The 15,644-nt window shown below is 63.6% G+C and carries 14 protein-coding genes, 1 tRNA gene and 1 pseudogene; 8 read left to right on the top strand and 8 right to left on the bottom strand.

Going from position 1 to position 15,644, the window contains the following annotated elements:
- The 3 genes and pseudogenes from HMPREF2924_RS35490 to HMPREF2924_RS12630 all read left to right on the top strand — a co-directional run.
- Positions 1 to 144, top strand: a pseudogene (locus HMPREF2924_RS35490) (P-type conjugative transfer protein TrbG); the annotation flags it as partial.
- A gap of 2 nt (positions 145 to 146) precedes the next feature.
- Entirely contained in the window at positions 147 to 1,418 is a 1,272-nt protein-coding gene (locus HMPREF2924_RS12635; protein ID WP_003138971.1) for a TraB/TrbI/VirB10 family type IV secretion system protein, read from the top strand.
- Complete coding sequence (locus HMPREF2924_RS12630; protein ID WP_016254220.1) at positions 1,415 to 1,657, top strand: DUF2274 domain-containing protein; 243 nt, start codon at positions 1,415 to 1,417, stop codon at positions 1,655 to 1,657. Before HMPREF2924_RS12635 ends, HMPREF2924_RS12630 begins: the two co-directional genes overlap by 4 nt.
- Positions 1,658 to 2,308: 651 nt before the next feature.
- Here HMPREF2924_RS12630 and HMPREF2924_RS12625 read toward each other — a convergent pair.
- Positions 2,309 to 3,721 carry an ATP-binding protein gene (locus HMPREF2924_RS12625; protein WP_003131233.1) on the bottom strand — a complete coding sequence of 471 codons (1,413 nt, stop codon included), beginning with the start codon at positions 3,719 to 3,721 and terminating at the stop codon, positions 2,309 to 2,311.
- A gap of 76 nt (positions 3,722 to 3,797) precedes the next feature.
- Between HMPREF2924_RS12625 and HMPREF2924_RS12620 the strand changes: the two genes are divergently transcribed.
- The gene (locus HMPREF2924_RS12620; RefSeq protein WP_003090053.1) at positions 3,798 to 5,141 is read left to right on the top strand and encodes a response regulator c-di-GMP phosphodiesterase, NosR family; all 1,344 of its coding nucleotides are present in this window, start codon (positions 3,798 to 3,800) and stop codon (positions 5,139 to 5,141) included.
- Between the two features lie 10 nt (positions 5,142 to 5,151).
- Here the strand turns inward: HMPREF2924_RS12620 and HMPREF2924_RS12615 are convergent, their stop codons facing one another.
- Positions 5,152 to 6,759, bottom strand: a complete 1,608-nt coding sequence (locus tag HMPREF2924_RS12615; RefSeq protein ID WP_003090055.1) for a methyl-accepting chemotaxis protein — start codon at positions 6,757 to 6,759, stop codon at positions 5,152 to 5,154.
- A 111-nt stretch (positions 6,760 to 6,870) separates the two neighbouring features.
- Entirely contained in the window at positions 6,871 to 8,019 is a 1,149-nt protein-coding gene (gene alkB1 / locus HMPREF2924_RS12610) for an alkane 1-monooxygenase AlkB1 (RefSeq protein WP_003090058.1), read from the bottom strand.
- A 346-nt stretch (positions 8,020 to 8,365) separates the two neighbouring features.
- Between alkB1 and HMPREF2924_RS12605 the strand changes: the two genes are divergently transcribed.
- Positions 8,366 to 8,968 (top strand): nitroreductase family protein, encoded by a 603-nt coding sequence (locus HMPREF2924_RS12605; RefSeq protein WP_003090061.1) that lies wholly within the window; start codon positions 8,366 to 8,368, stop codon positions 8,966 to 8,968.
- 64 nt (positions 8,969 to 9,032) lie between these two features.
- Here HMPREF2924_RS12605 and HMPREF2924_RS12600 read toward each other — a convergent pair whose 3' ends face one another.
- Positions 9,033 to 9,932 (bottom strand): DMT family transporter, encoded by a 900-nt coding sequence (locus tag HMPREF2924_RS12600; RefSeq protein WP_003131230.1) that lies wholly within the window; start codon positions 9,930 to 9,932, stop codon positions 9,033 to 9,035.
- A 132-nt stretch (positions 9,933 to 10,064) separates the two neighbouring features.
- Here HMPREF2924_RS12600 and HMPREF2924_RS12595 point away from each other — a divergent pair, with 132 nt between their 5' ends.
- Positions 10,065 to 10,502 (top strand): Lrp/AsnC family transcriptional regulator, encoded by a 438-nt coding sequence (locus HMPREF2924_RS12595; RefSeq protein ID WP_003090065.1) that lies wholly within the window; start codon positions 10,065 to 10,067, stop codon positions 10,500 to 10,502.
- Positions 10,503 to 10,516: 14 nt separating this feature from the next.
- Positions 10,517 to 11,077, top strand: coding sequence for a GNAT family N-acetyltransferase (locus HMPREF2924_RS12590; RefSeq protein ID WP_003090067.1), 561 nt, complete (start codon positions 10,517 to 10,519; stop codon positions 11,075 to 11,077).
- A gap of 31 nt (positions 11,078 to 11,108) precedes the next feature.
- On the opposite strand, the gene kynA is transcribed toward HMPREF2924_RS12590, so the two are convergent.
- Both kynA and HMPREF2924_RS12580 read right to left on the bottom strand, forming a co-directional pair.
- On the bottom strand, positions 11,109 to 11,975 hold the full coding sequence (gene kynA, locus HMPREF2924_RS12585) for a tryptophan 2,3-dioxygenase (RefSeq protein ID WP_003090069.1): 867 nt from the start codon (positions 11,973 to 11,975) through the stop codon (positions 11,109 to 11,111).
- 291 nt (positions 11,976 to 12,266) lie between these two features.
- The gene (locus HMPREF2924_RS12580) at positions 12,267 to 12,857 is read right to left on the bottom strand and encodes an NADPH:quinone oxidoreductase MdaB (RefSeq protein WP_003131228.1); all 591 of its coding nucleotides are present in this window, start codon (positions 12,855 to 12,857) and stop codon (positions 12,267 to 12,269) included.
- A gap of 423 nt (positions 12,858 to 13,280) precedes the next feature.
- On the opposite strand from HMPREF2924_RS12580, the gene HMPREF2924_RS12575 reads away from it, so the two are divergent.
- Positions 13,281 to 14,321, top strand: coding sequence for a hypothetical protein (locus HMPREF2924_RS12575; protein WP_003131226.1), 1,041 nt, complete (start codon positions 13,281 to 13,283; stop codon positions 14,319 to 14,321).
- 393 nt (positions 14,322 to 14,714) lie between these two features.
- Here HMPREF2924_RS12575 and HMPREF2924_RS12570 read toward each other — a convergent pair.
- Positions 14,715 to 14,788 (bottom strand) — tRNA-Cys (locus HMPREF2924_RS12570).
- A 290-nt stretch (positions 14,789 to 15,078) separates the two neighbouring features.
- A complete protein-coding gene (locus HMPREF2924_RS12565) occupies positions 15,079 to 15,612 on the bottom strand; it encodes a ProQ/FINO family protein (protein ID WP_003090076.1) in 534 nt (177 codons plus the stop codon).
- Positions 15,613 to 15,644 lie beyond the last annotated feature (32 nt).

The following is a 15,644-nucleotide window of genomic DNA, read 5'->3' as shown; positions in this document are numbered from 1 at the left end:
GGCGACGGGCAACTGGTGAACTACCGCTTCCGTGCGCCGTACTACATCGTGGATCGCCTCTTTGGGGCGGCGGAGCTGCGCTTGGGCGGCGACAAGGGCGACGTGGTGCGGATCGAGCGCACGGACGGCGCGCGGAGGAACTGACCATGAGCCAGGACGACACCCCCGACCGTGCCGCGCCGCAGGTGGGCAAGGTCGCGCCCGAGGCGGTGGCGCTGCGCGCGCAGCCGCGCCCGGTCACGCGCCTTAACCGGCGCACGCTGGCGATGTTCATGGGCGGCCTGTCGGTCGCCGTGCTGGGTGCGACCATCTGGTCATTGCAGCCGCACCGGCGCGGCGCGGGCGAGCAGACCGAGCTTTACAACGTCGATCGCGTGTCCAAGTCCGAAGGGCTGGACGGCCTGCCGGCCGACTACTCGAAGCTGCCGCAGAAGGTGCCCGAGCTGGGGCCGCCGCTGCCGGGCGACCTTGGCCCCGCCATCGTGGCCTCGCAGCAGCCGGTCACGCCGACCTATGTGCCGCCCGGCCACGACCCCGAGGACGCCTTGCGCAAGGAGGCTGACGCCGCTGCGGCCTCATCGGTGTTCTTCCGCTCGGGCCAGCAGGGCAATGCCGCAGCGCCAGCCACGGCCCAAGCCGCTGCGGCTGCGACTGGCAACGCCTTGGCAGGCTTCGACCCGCTGGCGGCTGGGCCTGCCTCGATGGCGGCCCAGCCTGCCGACCCGACTGCCACGCAGAACCGGCAAGACCAGAAGGAGGCATTCCTGAAAGGCGGTTCTACGGAAACCCGCAATTCCGGCAACCTGCAAATGCCGGCCTCGCCGTATCAAGTCATGGCCGGGACAGTGATCGCGGCTGCGTTGGTGACGGGCATCAAGTCCGACTTGCCGGGCGACGTGATCGGCACGGTGACAGAGCCGGTCTATGACTCGGCCACGGGCAAGTTCCTGCTGATCCCGCAGGGATCGCGCATCCTCGGCAAATACAACAGCCAGGTCAGTTACGGGCAGAGTCGCGTGCAGGTGGTGTGGAACCGGATCATCCTGCCAGACACGTCTTCGCTGACCATCGACAACCTGGTGGGTACCGACCCGGCCGGCTACTCCGGCCTCGAAGATGGCGTGGACTACCACTGGGGCCGCATCGTCGCCGGTGCGGCACTGACGACGCTGCTGGGCGTAGGTGCCGAGTTGGCCGCGCCCGAGAACCGCCAAGACGGCAACCGCATCGTGATCGCGGGGCGCGACAGCGCCCAAGACAGCATCAATCAGGTTGGACAGGAGATGACCCGGCGCAACATGAACATCCAGCCGACGTTGACCGAACGGCCGGGCCTGCCGGTGCGGATCATCGTCAACCGCGACTTGGTGCTGCGACCGTACCAGCCGATGTTCTTCAACCGGGGAGCGATGCGATGAGCACGGGTAAAAAGCTGCGGCTCGGGCCGCTACCGAAACTGGAATCCACGAAGATGACCTTCGCGTGCCCGGCCAGCCTACGGGCCGACCTCGACCGCTACGCGGCGCTGCACGCGCAGACCTACGGCGAGGCGGTCGATGCTGCGACGCTCATCCCGCACATGCTGGAGGCGTTCATGGCGGGGGATCGGGGATTCAAGCGCACGCACGCCATGAACGGAAAAGCCGCCCCCGCGTGAGCTGGAGCGGCTTTGGATTGGTGCCCGAGGCCGGAATCGAACCGGCACGCCTTTCGGCGAGGGATTTTCTTCCCACTTCGACTTTCGCCGCCGCCCTACTCAACGCAGGGCGTTCGTGGTCTGGAGCACGCCTTCACCATAGCCTTGCGGCCGTAGGTGCCCGCCGTCTGCTCTCTACACCTTCCCAAGCGATTGCTCGGGCTTGGCTCGGCGTTGGCTCGGTTGCCGAAGCATCCAGGGCTTTCGCCGAATTTGACGGGCTTCACTTCGGACGTTTCCCCCCGAAGGCTCAAATTATTCAAGTCCCTTGTGTCTACCGATTTCACCACTCGGGCGGAGTGCTCACCGCACTGAAAACACCTACTTCCATCTGTTGGCCCCTAGTTGGCCCTTGGCCGTCAAGCCAAGCTGTGCGACCGCAACTAGGATGCCCGCAAACCGTTGTCACTATTCACCTTTTGGCCCGGTAGCTCAAGTAGAAAAGACTTGACAAAAGGGATTTTAAGTCCCTTGCGTCTACCGATTTCGCCATCCGGGCAGGATCTCGCTTCAAGTGAGCCGGCAATGGGAACCAAACCGGCATCCCAACCTGAGACCCACCCCAAACGGTAGATAAATCATTGTCTTACGTTACCTTAAGCGGCGCAACAGTTAATTTCCGTGGGCTCCCCCCAGGTTGCCAGGCGATTCCAGGGGAAGCACGATCCGGAAAGCGCTGCCGACTCCCGGCTGGCTGCGTACCTCGATGGTGCCGCCGTGTTTCTGGACGATGCCGTAGGAGAGCGACAACCCCAGGCCGGTCCCCTTGCCTACCGGCTTGGTGGTGAAGAACGGATCGAAGATGCGCGGCAGGATCTCGGGGGAGATGCCCTGCCCCGAGTCTTCCACCTCGATCCAGGCATGCTCCACGGTATGCCCCGTGCGAATCACGATGCGACCCCGCTCCGGCCCCATCGCCTGGGCCGCGTTCATCACCAGGTTCATCACCACCTGGTTGATCTGCGACGGCAGGCACTTCACCTCGGGCAGATCGCCGTATTCGCGGACCACGTCGGCCCGGTACTTCAGTTCGCTGGCGACGATATTGAGGGTCGACTCGATCCCCTGGTGCAGATCGGTCCACTGCCAGTCGTCCTCGGCGTCGACGCGGGAGAAGTTCTTCAGGTCCTGGACAATCTTGCGCACCCGCCCTATTCCCTCCCTGGATTCGCGCAGCAACACAGCGACATCCTCCTTGACGAAGGCCAGTTCGACCCGCTCGCCGAGCTGCTCCAGGCGTCTTGCCAGCGCCTCGTCGCGGATCGCGGGGCGAGCCTCTTCATAGGCTTCAAGTACCTCCAGCAAACGCCTGACGTGCTCCTCCAGGGTGGTGTAGTTGGAGGAAACGTAGCTGATGGGGTTATTGATCTCATGGGCGACGCCGGCGGCCAGGTGCCCGATCGAGGCAAGCTTCTCCGTCTGCACCAGTTGGCTTTCCAGCTCCTTGCGCTCGCCGATCTCTTTCTCCAGCGCCTCCTTGGCCTGGCCGACTTCCTGGGTGATCTCCTGGATGGCAGCCTCCATCCGGCTCATCTGCAATTGGAGGTGAGCCGTCACGTTCCACTTGGCGCTGAGATTGCCGGCCATCTGGCGGACCTCCTGTCCCTGCAAAGGCAGGCCGAGAAGCAGCAGGCGCTCTTCCGCGGCCCATGGCGCCAATAGCGGAAAATCGGCGGGAGGCGCATGCACCACGACCTGCAAGCGGGAGTCGAGACGCCAGAACCGCTCGAGAACGGGAATATCCGCGCCTACCGACGACATCCCGAGAAACACCACGGCATACGGCGCATCGGCCTGGAGGGCCGAGCGTATCCGCCCCAAGGCCTCCTCGGCGCTTCCCGCCGTATCCACCTGGTAGCCCCGCTCAGGCGCCACGGGAGGCGATTCGGCCTCTCGGGTTCCCTGCAACAACCCGCATACACGGTCTCGATCCGCCTGCCGCTCATCGATCACCAGCAAGCGCCGGTTCCTGATGGGTAACGCCTCCATGATCCGCACCTCCGCTCGCCCTGTCGCCGCGTGCATGCCCCTCGTCCAGGCCAGACTCGGACTATGCTTGCCTGAAGCACTCAGGCAAAACTCACCCGGTGGACAGACACTCATGAACGATAGCGCACCTCCTTCCAACGAGACGGAGATCCGCTTCAGCGTACTGCTGGTCGACGACGAGCCGCTGATCCTCAGCAGCCTGCGCCGGCTGCTACGCAACCAGCCCTACGACCTGTTGCTGGCGGAAAGCGGCGAACAGGCCCTGCAACTGCTGGAAAGCCGGCCCGTGGACCTGGTGGTGTCCGACGCCCGCATGCCGAACATGGACGGTGCCGCCCTGCTCGCGGAAATCCATCGCCGCTTCCCGGAAACCATTCGCATCCTGCTCACCGGCCATGCCGACCTGCCGACCATCGCCAAGGCCATCAACGAAGGGCGCATCCACCATTACCTGAGCAAGCCGTGGAACGACGACGAGTTGCTGCTGACCCTGCGCCAGTCGCTCGAATACCTGTATTCCGAGCGCGAGCGGCGGCGCCTGGAGCGACTTACCCAGGAGCAGAACGACCGCCTCCAGCAACTCAACGCCACGCTGGAAAAGCGCGTTCAGGCGCGCACCGCCGAACTGCAGCAGACCGCCGACATGCTCGACCTCGCCTATGAGGAGCTAAAGCGTAGCTACGTGGTCGGCACCGAGGTCTTCTCGCTGCTGGTCAACCAGCGCCTGCCCAAGGACAAGCAGACCAACCAGCAGATCATCGAACTGGTCCGCGCCTGCTGTGCCAGCGGTCTCGTCGACGAATCGGATGGTCGCGACCTGGCGATGGCCGCGGCGCTCTACAACATCGGCAAGCTGAGCTGGAACGACACCCTGCTCCGCTCGCCCTCGGACCTGCTCTATCACCACGACCGCGATCGTTTCCGCGGCTACCCGGAACTCAGCGAGTCGCTGCTGATGTCGCTGGAGCCGATGCAGGACGCCGCCCGCCTGATTCGCCATCACCAGGAGCACTGGGACGGCAGCGGCTATCCGGACCACCTCAAAGGCGAGTCCATCCCCCTGGGCTCGCGCCTCTTGAAGCTGGCGGTGGATTTCGTCGAGTTGCAGCGTGGGCTGATCCTCGAACGGCGCATGAATCGCGACGAAGCGCTGATCTACATCCGCAAGTACGCCGGCCGGCTGTACGACCCCGAGCTGATCGAACCGTTCATCCAGGTCTGCGCGACGACCCTTGCCGACGTCACCCTGGCCGATCCGCAAGTCCGTGCCCATGGCACCCGCGACCTGGTTCCGGGCATGGTGCTGGCGCGCAACCTCACCGCCAACAACGGCATGCTGCTGCTCAACGCGGGCAAGGTCCTGAACCTGGCGCTGATCGAGAAGCTGATCGCCTTCGAAGCGATCGAAGGCGCACGCTACACGCTGTTCGTGCGCCTCCCGGAGTCGACGACCTAGGCGGCCCCCGTCAGATCTTGAAGCGCTCCACCGACGAGCGCATGGTCGCCGCAACCTCGTTCAGGCGCCTGGCGGTGGCGGCCATCTCGTGCATCGCCTGGGTGTTCTGCTGCGAACGCTGGGCGATGAGCTCCACGCGCTGGGCGATTTCATCGCTGGCGCGCGACTGTTCGCGGATGGTCTGGGAAATTTCGTCGACCACCGACGCGGCATGACGGGTTCCATCGAGGATCTCGTTGATCGATACCCCAGCCTGACGAGCGAACGACACCCCCTCGTTGACCCGGCTCACGCCGGCCTCCATGCTGTTGATCGCCTGCCCCGTGCTGGCGCGGATGCGCTCGATCATCGCGGTGATTTCCTGGGTCGACTGGGTGGTCCGCGCCGCCAGCCCGCGCACCTCGTCGGCGACCACGGCGAAACCGCGCCCGGCCTCTCCGGCCCGCGCCGCCTCGATGGCGGCGTTCAATGCCAGCAGGTTGGTCTGCTCGGCGATCCCCTTGATCACCTGGATGATCGAATGGATCTCGTCCGACGACTGACCGAGAGCGGTGATGCTGGTGGAGGACTGGTTGACCACGTCGGCGATGCGGCTCATCCCTTCCACCACGTTGAGGATCACCTGCCCGCCACTGCTGGCCAGCTCCTCGGACTTGGCCGAGATCACCCTGGCGTTGTCGGCGTGGTCGGAAATCTGCGAGATATTGGTGATCATCTCTTCCATGCTCGCAGCCATGCTGGTGGCGCTGTCGGCCTGTTGGCTGGCGCCGTGGACGATCGACTGCGAGGTCTGGCCGATGGACTGGGAGGTGTCGTGGAGTTCTTCGCTTTCCTGGCGGATGATGGTGATCATCTGCCGCAGGTTCTCCTGCATCTCGCCCAACGCCCGCTGCAACTGGCCGGCCTCGTCATTGCTGTCGACGCCGATCGGCTCCTGCAGGTTGCCCTGGGCGATCACCCGGGCCGATGAGACCAGTTTGCGCAGCGGCTGCAGGACGGCGCGCAGCAACTGGCGACAGAGCTGTCCGAGGACCAGGCAGGCGACCAGGATGCCGCCCGCGAGCATCCAGGCGGAATAGCGCATGCTGTCTTCGCGCGCCCGGTTGGTCTGCTCGACGTGTTTCTCGATCAGGCTGCTGAGCGCTTCGTTGCGCCCTTCCAGATCCTTGAAGGCCTGGACGAACTGCGGCAGCTCGGCCCGCGCCGCCACGGGATCGAGCAACGCCTTGCCGACGATGCTCTCGGCGGCGCCGATGTAGGCTTCCAGGTCGGGCCGCAACTCGACCAGCGCCTGGTGGATGGCGTCGTTGAGAGGCAGCCCCTGGTTCTGCTCGACTACCTTGCGAAACCACTGACTGTGCTCCTGCAGGTCCTCGCGGACCTGCTCGGCCGCCGCGCCGTCGCCGGGCTGGACCACGAACGCCGCCAGGACGTCGGCGCGCAAGGCGTCGTGCATCATGTCGCCTTCCATGTGGTTGCGCAGCGCATTGACGCTCAGCTCGTTCTCCGTCAGCGCCTTGCCCAACCGCAATTGCCCCCAGAAGCCGACCCCGCCGAGCAGCACCACAGCCACGATGCCGATGGCGCCCGAAGCGAGGATCCTCTGCCGAATGTTCATCCCTGGGCTCCTTTCCATGCGAGATATCGCTAAGGATAGCCAACCCCCGGCAAGGCGGAATTACCCGAACGAAGAGCTATCCGGGCACGGAGCGGGAGGCATCGGCGATGCTCAGGAGGCCGCCGGCCGCTCGCTCTGTTCGGCCGTCAACTGGAACTCTTCGCCCGCATAGTAGGCCCGTACCTTGGGATCCATGACCGCCCGCCACAGCGGCGGGATCAGCGCCAGCACCACCATCCCGGCGTAACCGCTGGGCATCTGCGGGCTATCGTCATAATGGCGGAGGGCCTGGTAGGGGCGTTTGGCGAAGGCATGATGGTCGGAATGCCGTTGCAGATGGAACAGGACCAGGTTGGTGAAGACGAAGTTGCTGTTCCAGGAGTGGGTATGGTTGGTCCGCTCGTAGCGCCCGTCCTCGCCCTTCCGCCGATGCAGGCCGTAGTGCTCGACGTAGTTGATGATTTCCAGCAGGGTCACCGCGACGAACGCCTGGCCAAGGAAGAAAACCATCCCCAGCCAGCCGAACGCCCAACCGAAACCGACCAGCAACGCCAGGCTCAGCAGGTACCACCAGATCAGTTCGTTCTGCCAGCCGAACACCGGCAGGCCCTTCTTGCGCAGCCGCACCGCTTCGAGGCGCCAGGCGTTGAGGAAGTTGTACTTGTAGGCATGCGGCAGGAACTGGTAGACCGACTGGCCGAAACGCGCCGACGAAGCGTCCTCCGGGGTGGACACATGCACATGGTGGCCGCGCACATGCTCGACCTTGAACCCCGCGTAGCACACGGCGGCCAGCAGGATGCCACCGGCAGCCTGCTCCAACGCCGAGTCCTTGTGGATCAGCTCATGGGCGACGACGATCCCCACCGCTCCCATCACCGTGCCCATCGAGAGGATCCACCCCAACCGGCCGAGCCAGCCCCATTCCTGGAAAGCGACGAACACGCCAGCGGCCCAGACCAGCGTGCCGATGAGCACCGGCACCGTGGCCAGGGTCAGCAATACGTAGTAGCCCTGGCCGAGCAACTGCGGCGTCTGGGTTTCCTCGTCGGGGTTGGCCGGGTCACGACCGAACAGCATGTCCAGCAATGGCCCGATGCCGAATACCGCAATCACCAGGGAAAATGCCCAGAAGGCCGGATGCGCGCTGTCCTGGGCCATCCAGTAGTTGAACGGCATGGACAACGCCAGCAGCAGCCAGAGCCAATAGGCATACTTCTTGATGGCCAGCATGGTGGTGGGAGAGAAATTTTCAAACATCGTGCGCTCCAGTTTTTGTCCGACAATCCTACAATCGAACCATCACCGAGCCGGGCCGCCGGGTCACCATCACTAAAGGTTGGCCGCCTCCCTGGCCTCCACCCTGCTTGACCTGAATCAACGGCCAGGTCCTCGCGGGTTTATGCCCATCGACTTTCTCGATATTCCGATTTCATCCGTACTCGCCATCCCTCGCTGTCGGCCTCGCTGGACTGCTGATACCCGGCTTTCCTGGGGAAACAGGACATCCATCACATCAGTCGATAGGAATCACCGGTTATTTCCCATTGATCTCATCGAGGCCGTCGCTAATATCGAATCCAACTTCCAAACAAGGAGCCTCACGATGTCTGACGCATTCCTCTCCTCCATCAAGAACCGCCGCACCATCTACGCCCTGGACAAGCAACTGCCTATCTCCCAGGAGAAAGTCGTCGAACTGGTCAAGGAGGCCGTCTCGCACAGCCCTTCCGCATTCAACTCGCAGACCTCGCGGGTGGTCGTGCTGTTCGGCGCCGAGCACGAGCAGTTCTGGAACATCGCCAAGGACGAGTTGAAGAAGATCGTTCCCGCCGACGCCTTCGCCGCCACCGAAACCAAGCTCAACTCCTTCGCTGCCGGTGCCGGCACCGTACTGTTCTTCGAAGACCAGACGGTAGTGCGCCAGCTTCAGGAGCAGTTCGCCCTCTACGCCGATAACTTCCCGGTGTGGTCGGAGCAGGCCAGCGGCATGGCCCAGTTCGCGGTCTGGACCGTCCTCGCCGAGCACAAGGTCGGCGCCAGCCTGCAGCACTACAACCCGCTGGTAGATGCCCAGACCCACAAGACCTGGAACCTGCCGGAAAGCTGGAAGCTGCGCGCACAGATGCCTTTCGGCGCCATCGCCGCCCCGGCGGGCGAGAAAGCCTTCATCGCCGAAAGCGAACGCTTCAAGGTCTTCGGCAACTGATCAGCCGAGATCGCTGTAGAAAAGCCTCGCCCCCGTCGCGGGGCTTTTTCTTTTCCCCGCCGCCTCAGCCGCGCCGCACTGCCGGCCCCGGCAGGCGCACGCTCCAACCCTGCTGCATGCCCGCCGCGGCAAGCAGGATGGCGGCCACGCCAAGCCACTGCGCCAGGCTCAGGCGATGTTCGAAGACCAGCCAGTCCACCAGGATCGCCGCGACCGGATAGATGAAGGACAACGCACCGGTCAGCGCCGTCGGCAATTTCTGAATGGCGCCGTAGAGCAGCACGTACATCAGCCCGGTATGGACGATTCCCAGGGTCGCCAGGCTGGCCCAGGGAGCAACGCCCCGGGGCAGTTCGGCAAGGTTCACCAGCGGTGCGAGCATCAGCACGCCGGTGCCCACCTGGATCAACGCGATAAGATGCGGCGGCGTGCCTTGCAGGCGCTTCACGATCAGCGCGGCAAAGGCATACAGCAGCGCGGCAGCGAGCGCCAGGAGGATACCGAACAGGTAGTCCCCGCGCGGGGCGTCGCTGTCGCCGTGGGCGCTGACGATCGCCAGCATGCCGGCGAACGAAAGCCCCAGCCAGCCCAGCTTGCGCGCCGTGACCTTCTCGCCGAGAAACGCCGCGCCTAGCCCCACCAGCATGAACGGCTGGACGTTGTAGACCGCGGTACCGATGGCGATCGAAGCCCGTGAGTAGGATGCGAACAGCAACACCCAGTTGCCGACGATGAACACCCCGCTGAGGAGCGCCAGCAGGAACGCCTCGCGCCCCAGGCTGCCGCGGCGCAGGAAGCCCAGCACGGCACAGGCGACCAGCAGGGCGGCGAAACCGAATACGCAGCGCCAGAACACCACGTCCAGCACGGGCTGCCCGGAGAGCAGCACCAGCCAGCCAATGGTGCCGCAGATCAGCATGGCCGAAGTCATTTCCAGCGTACCGCGACGGATCGGATCGTTCATGAGCGCTCTCCCGCAAGACAGGCCTATGATTATCCAAAGCCGTCTTCCAGCCCTCCATCGCATTACTCAGGCAAAAACCCGTGACGACCTTTTTTATCAGGGCTATTTTGAAAAAAAACTTTCGAGGCCGACATGACCGACGACATCGACCAACGCCTGATCAACGCCCTCATGGCTGACTCGCGACTGTCCCTCAAGGCCCTCGCCCAGGTCAGCGGACTATCGGCCCCGAGCGTCGCCGAACGCCTGCGCAAACTGGAAGAACGCGGCGTGATCCGCGGCTACACCCTGGATGTCGACCCCCGCTGTTTCGGCTACCAGTTCCAGGCGATCGTGCGCATCCGCCCCCTGCCCGGCAAGCTGCACGAGGTCGAGCGACAGATCCAGGACATCGCCGAGTTCACCGAGTGCGACAAGGTCACCGGTGACGACTGCTTCATCGCCCGCCTCCAGGTCCGTTCGATGGAACAGCTCGACACGCTGCTGGACAGGATCAACGGCTACGCGGAAACCAACACCGCCATCGTCAAGAAGTCCCCGGTTAAACGCCGGCTCCCCCCGATGACCTGAGCGAGGCACTCCGCATGCCCACACCCGGCACGGGTTCCGTCCCGGACCTGCAACTCGTCCCGTTCCAGCTGGAACACTTCCCCACCCTGCAACGCTGGTTCGCCACGGAAAAGGAGCTGGTGCAATGGGCCGGCCCCGCCCTGCGGCATCCGCTGAGCCTCGAGCAGATGCATGAAGACCTCGCGGAAAGCCGCCGGCAACCGCCGCTGCGCCTGCTCTGGAGCGCTTGCCTGGATGGCCAGGTCATCGGCCATTGCCAGTTGCTGTTCGACCGCCGCAACGGCGTCGTCCGCCTGGCTCGCATAGCCCTGGCGCCAAACGCGCGCGGCCAGGGCCTGGGGCTGCCGATGCTGGAGGCGCTGCTCGCCGAGGCTTTCGCCGACGCCGACATCGAGCGCGTTGAATTGAACGTGTACGACTGGAACGCTGCCGCCCGTCATCTCTATCGACGCGCGGGGTTCCGCGAAGAAGGCCTGCGCCGCTCCGCCACCCGGGTCGGCCGGGAACGCTGGAATGTCGTTCTCATGGGGCTTTTGCGGCAAGAGTGGGCGGCGGGAGGCGCCGGCAACGACTGAGGCGCAGGCGGATGCTGCGCCTCATCCGGTACTACAGGTTGGAACGGAGCCGCCACAGTTCGGGGAAGAGGATGGTATCGAGCATGCTACGCAGATACCCCACTCCCTCGGTTCCGCCCGTGCCGGGTTTGAAACCGATGATGCGCTCCACCGTGGTCACGTGACGGAAGCGCCACTGGCGGAACGAATCCTCCAGGTCGATCAGTTTTTCCGCCAGCTGATACAGGTCCCAGTAGCGCTCCGGCGCCTGGTAGACCTGTCGCCACGCCGCCTCCACCGAGGCCTCGTAACAGGTGCCGGCCGCCGCGTCCCGGACGAGCCGCTCCTGGCTTACCGGCAGCCCCTGGGCGGCCATCAGGCGGATCGCTTCGTCGTATAGCGACGGCGTATGCAGGGCCTGCTCCAGGGCCGCCAGCAGCTCGGCGCGGTGAGCATGGGGCTTGAGCAGGGTGGCGTTCTTGTTGCCGAGGATGAATTCGATCTCGCGGTACTGGTAGGACTGGAAACCGGAAGACTGGCCCAGGTACGGGCGGATGGTGTTGTACTCGGTCGGCGTCATGGTGGCCAGCACCGCCCAGGCGTGTACCAGTTGGTCGAAGATCCGCGAGACCCTGGCGAGCATTTTCAGCGCCGGACCGAGCTTGCCTGACTTGACGTGCTCCCGGGCGGCCCGCAGTTCGTGGAGCATCAGCTTCATCCATAGCTCAGAGGTCTGGTGCTGGATGATGAACAGCATTTCGTTGTGGTCGGGCGAAAGCGGGAACTGGGCGTCCAGGACCTTGTCCAGCTTCAGGTAATCGCCGTAGCTCATCGCATGGGTGAAGTCCAGGGCGGCGTTATGCCACTCAGCCTCTCCGTCCGTTTCTCCCTGGGCCTGGGAGTGAGGGCAAGGACACATGTGAATCTCCTGAATTCGGCGGCAGGCGTCGGAAGTCGATGAGCGACCTGCCGGCAACGTTGTCGGGGGTGGCTTCGACGCGGTCGAAGCGCGCTCATTTTACGATGCGCCCATTCGAATATTCGTGCAAAGCATCCTTTCCTCCCCGTCCCCGATGAAATCTAATTCGACGGATCGACGGAAAAGTCGAATTTCGGATCACTCGCGGGTCGTGGCCGACAAAAGCCCGGGCAGCGTACCCGCGACCGCTGGGCCACGTCCTGAGAGCCTGGTTCTCCCCCGCCGTCGAACTCAGCCAACGTGGCCGAACACCCTGTCCAGGTGCGCCTGGTAGGCAGCGACGGCAGCCGGGACGTCCGGGCGCTTCATCACATCCACCGCGAGGAACGTCGGCAGGCCGGACATGCCGAGGAACTGGTTGGCCTTATGGAAGGGGAAATACACCGCATCCACGCCTTTCCCTTCGAAGAAGTCGCTCGGATCGTCGAACGCCTGCCGTGGTGCATTCCAGGTCGCCGAGATCATGTAGCGCTTGCCCTGCACCAGACCGCCGCTGCCATATTTCTGCGTGCTGTCGGAGCGGGTACGGCCGTCGTTGGCATAGAGGCTGCCATGACCGGCCGTGAAGACTTCGTCGATGTAGCGCTTCACCGTCCATGGCGCGCCCATCCACCAGCCGGGCATCTGGTAGATCACCACGTCGGCCCAGAGGAACCTGTCCACCTCCGCCGGGATGTCATAGCCGCCGTCGATGAAGGTCTGGCGCAGGTCGAAGCCACGGCGGTCCAGATGGGCCAGGGCGGTTTCGTGCAGGGTCTGGTTGAGGCGACCGTCGGAATGGGCGAAACGCTTTCCGCCGTTGAGCAGGAGAATGTTTTTCATGGTGTTCCGTACATGCTGGAACCGCAGCGGAGATGCCTGCCGATCCCGGGTTGAAGAGAGCGGCAGGTTAGATAGGCGCAGGGAACGGAAAAAGTCGTACGGCGGTAAAACAGATTTGATCCGCACTCACGAATCGCCAGAAGAGCTGGGATGCGCGTCTTCATTGCGCCCCCACGCAGCCAGCCCTCGATGACCGGCACGAACTCTACCCGCAGCGAGCCATCACCAACGCAGTACGCACTGGCTCGCCAGCATTCGAACGCATGTGAGTACCCAGGATTGCAGCAACAGGCTGTGACGCGCTCGACTCAAACGCTCCTTCCTACGCGCGGGACGAACGCTCCTTGGGAATCCGCAAGGAGTAGATTAGGATTCTTCCCGCACTCGCCTTAAGTCATTGGCCCGTATAGATAAGGATATCTCATGAAAACCATCGCTCGGCGTCTGAGCCCCTTCGCGATCCTGCTCCCGGCAAGCCTGTTGTCAGCCTGCGCCTCCCTAGGCAACGCCGGACTCGGCGGCTCCCAGCAGACCCCCACCAACCAGCTCCTGAACATGATCGATGAGGCTACCCGCGAAGGCATGTCCGTGGTGCTGGTACCGGCGCTCATGCCCAACAAGAGCGTGACGGACCTCTCCAGCTACTCGCATCGGGTCATATTCAAGAACAAGGACGTGCCCGGGATCGCCTACATGCAGGCCTTTGCCAACAACGACCTGGAGAAGATCAAGGAAGCCGTCTATCTGTGGGACTTCCTCGAGGTCAACATCATCCCGCCGGGAACCTACCTGCTGTCCGGAGGGATCGACTACAAGATCGACAGCACCCTTGCCCAGATCAAGGCGCCAAAGGGGCAGCCGGCTGCCAGCCCACTTGGTTCGGTGAACCTGTCCGCCGTGCTGTATCGCCGGTTCGTGAAGGAGAACTACTGGCGCGACGCCTCCTATGCAGACAAAACCTACACACAGAATGTCTGCAGCGCCGTGCACATGGCCTCCGGCCAATGCGTGGGCTGGACCGAGCAGCAATACAGCCAGCGGGAAATGGTCTCGGATGCCGGTTGGGCCGAAGGCACGAAGATCGAGGATGTCCCCTCCATCAAGCTGCAAGCGCAGATACCCGACGCCTATGCCCCGCTGTCCTTCACCATTCAGCCTAGGCAGATCCTGCTCAGCGATCGGTTCCACTTGAAGACCCCGGCCGTGAGCTATGACAGGAAGACCTGCAAGGCCGTGGACACGCAAAACATCAAGTGCGCCTTGCAGGATATCCAGGTCTTCATGAGGCCAGCGCCCATGGAGCTGACGAAAAGGTTCATCGATCGCGAGCAGCCAAGGCTTGATGAAACGGGCCGCCAGGTGCTCGCGCGGATCCAGCCGATGAAAACCGAGATACTCGGCGAAGCAGGCATGGAAGACCTGACCTGGGGCCTGCCGGTTTCCTTGAAACGCAAGGCAAGATGAAACGGGCCCTCCGCCAAGCGCCTTCCGCTCGCGGTCGCCACAACGGTTGATCGATAGAGGCCCGGAAGGCAGGCGGCAGGACAGACCGGCTCGGCTGGTCATGTTCGATGACGACCAGCCGATGACCGACCCAGACCGGATCTTGCGTCCAGATAAAAGCCGCGCACGGGGGCTGGATTGCAGGCAACGGCCGAAAACGTGACAGGTGCTGGGGTACTCCTCGGACACTCCGGGAAAGTAGTAATTACGGAGCGGCTTATCGGGAGAGGGAGGCGGTTGCGAGGCCGTAAAAGTATGAAAGCGTTATGGGGACACCCCAAGGAACTTGCTTCAGCAATACCGGACAGGAAAGAAAAAAGCCCCGTAACTCACTGAGCTACGGGGCTTTCCTGTTGGAGGCTGAGGTCGGAATCGAACCGGCGTTCACGGATTTGCAATCCGGTGCATAACCACTCTGCTACTCAGCCTTTGAGCGAAGCGACATGCGTTTGGCATATCGCTGAAATCTCTTTCCTGGTGCGATTTTGAACTTATAACCCTTTGATTTCAAAAGATTTTTAGCTCACCCATCGCTGGAATGGACGCAATTATGGACGGATTCGCCGGGCTTGGCAAGCGCTCTACGAAAAAAACTTTGCAGATCAGGCTATTGCGTAACACAAGCCGGGAGAAACGGGCCCAGACGTCCGCGAAATGGGCCCCGCGGCGACCGGCAACCGAGGAGCGCGCCAGGATCCGACGCGCCCTGCCCCGGCGATCAGTTCGCCTCGGGACTCGCTTCGGTTGCGGGCGCTTCAGGCGTCGGCGCCTCCGTGGCGGCCGGCGCTTCGCTACCTGCCTGGGCACGCTTGGCGCGCTTCTCGCGCATCTGCTCGCGCTGCCGGCGAGACGCCTGCCGCCGCGCATACACCGCCTGCTCGGCGGTTACCTTGCCGGCAACCTGGCCTTGCAGATCCAGCCGCGGCGCATCTTCCACCATGCAACTCCAGTAGCGGCTGCCCTGGCACCAGGTGGCGATGGCCTGTTTCAGTTGTTCGGCGGTGATTCCCAGTAGCTCGAGGTGCTGCTGCGCATCCTGGAGGATGCCCTGCTTGAGCGGAACCTTGGCCGCGGGGCTTTTCGGAAACGCCAGCGGGAAATGCCGTTGCAGCCTCCAGATAGCCTCGACTCCCGGCTCGACGGCTTCACGTTTCTTCGCGCGTCCCGCGGAGCTTTTGGTTTGAGCCGGTTTCGCCTGCGCCGCCTGTGCGCGCAGACGGTCTCTCAGCTCGGCAAGTTGTTCAAAACCCATCGTTCGCTTCACTAGTGCTGGTTCATTTCTGC

Source organism: Pseudomonas sp. HMSC063H08, assembly GCF_001813645.1.
GTDB lineage: Bacteria > Pseudomonadota > Gammaproteobacteria > Pseudomonadales > Pseudomonadaceae > Pseudomonas > Pseudomonas aeruginosa.
Note: the sequence above shows the minus strand (reverse complement) of the source record. Positions and strands in the feature narration are given on the sequence as shown.

Bases quoted from the DNA above. Each gene is read 5' to 3' on its own strand.
- HMPREF2924_RS12625 (WP_003131233.1), bottom strand. From the start codon at position 3,721: ATGCACGCGGCGACAGGGCGAGCGGAGGTGCGGATCATGGAGGCGTTA.
- HMPREF2924_RS12600 (WP_003131230.1), bottom strand. From the start codon at position 9,932: ATGAACGATCCGATCCGTCGCGGTACGCTGGAAATGACTTCGGCCATG.
- HMPREF2924_RS12575 (WP_003131226.1), top strand. From the start codon at position 13,281: ATGAAAACCATCGCTCGGCGTCTGAGCCCCTTCGCGATCCTGCTCCCG.
- HMPREF2924_RS12595 (WP_003090065.1), top strand. From the start codon at position 10,065: ATGACCGACGACATCGACCAACGCCTGATCAACGCCCTCATGGCTGAC.
- HMPREF2924_RS12630 (WP_016254220.1), top strand. From the start codon at position 1,415: ATGAGCACGGGTAAAAAGCTGCGGCTCGGGCCGCTACCGAAACTGGAA.
- HMPREF2924_RS12615 (WP_003090055.1), bottom strand. From the start codon at position 6,759: ATGAACATTCGGCAGAGGATCCTCGCTTCGGGCGCCATCGGCATCGTG.
- HMPREF2924_RS12605 (WP_003090061.1), top strand. From the start codon at position 8,366: ATGTCTGACGCATTCCTCTCCTCCATCAAGAACCGCCGCACCATCTAC.
- HMPREF2924_RS12635 (WP_003138971.1), top strand. From the start codon at position 147: ATGAGCCAGGACGACACCCCCGACCGTGCCGCGCCGCAGGTGGGCAAG.
- HMPREF2924_RS12590 (WP_003090067.1), top strand. From the start codon at position 10,517: ATGCCCACACCCGGCACGGGTTCCGTCCCGGACCTGCAACTCGTCCCG.
- HMPREF2924_RS12620 (WP_003090053.1), top strand. From the start codon at position 3,798: ATGAACGATAGCGCACCTCCTTCCAACGAGACGGAGATCCGCTTCAGC.
- kynA (WP_003090069.1), bottom strand. From the start codon at position 11,975: ATGTGTCCTTGCCCTCACTCCCAGGCCCAGGGAGAAACGGACGGAGAG.
- HMPREF2924_RS12580 (WP_003131228.1), bottom strand. From the start codon at position 12,857: ATGAAAAACATTCTCCTGCTCAACGGCGGAAAGCGTTTCGCCCATTCC.
- alkB1 (WP_003090058.1), bottom strand. From the start codon at position 8,019: ATGTTTGAAAATTTCTCTCCCACCACCATGCTGGCCATCAAGAAGTAT.
- HMPREF2924_RS12565 (WP_003090076.1), bottom strand. From the start codon at position 15,612: ATGGGTTTTGAACAACTTGCCGAGCTGAGAGACCGTCTGCGCGCACAG.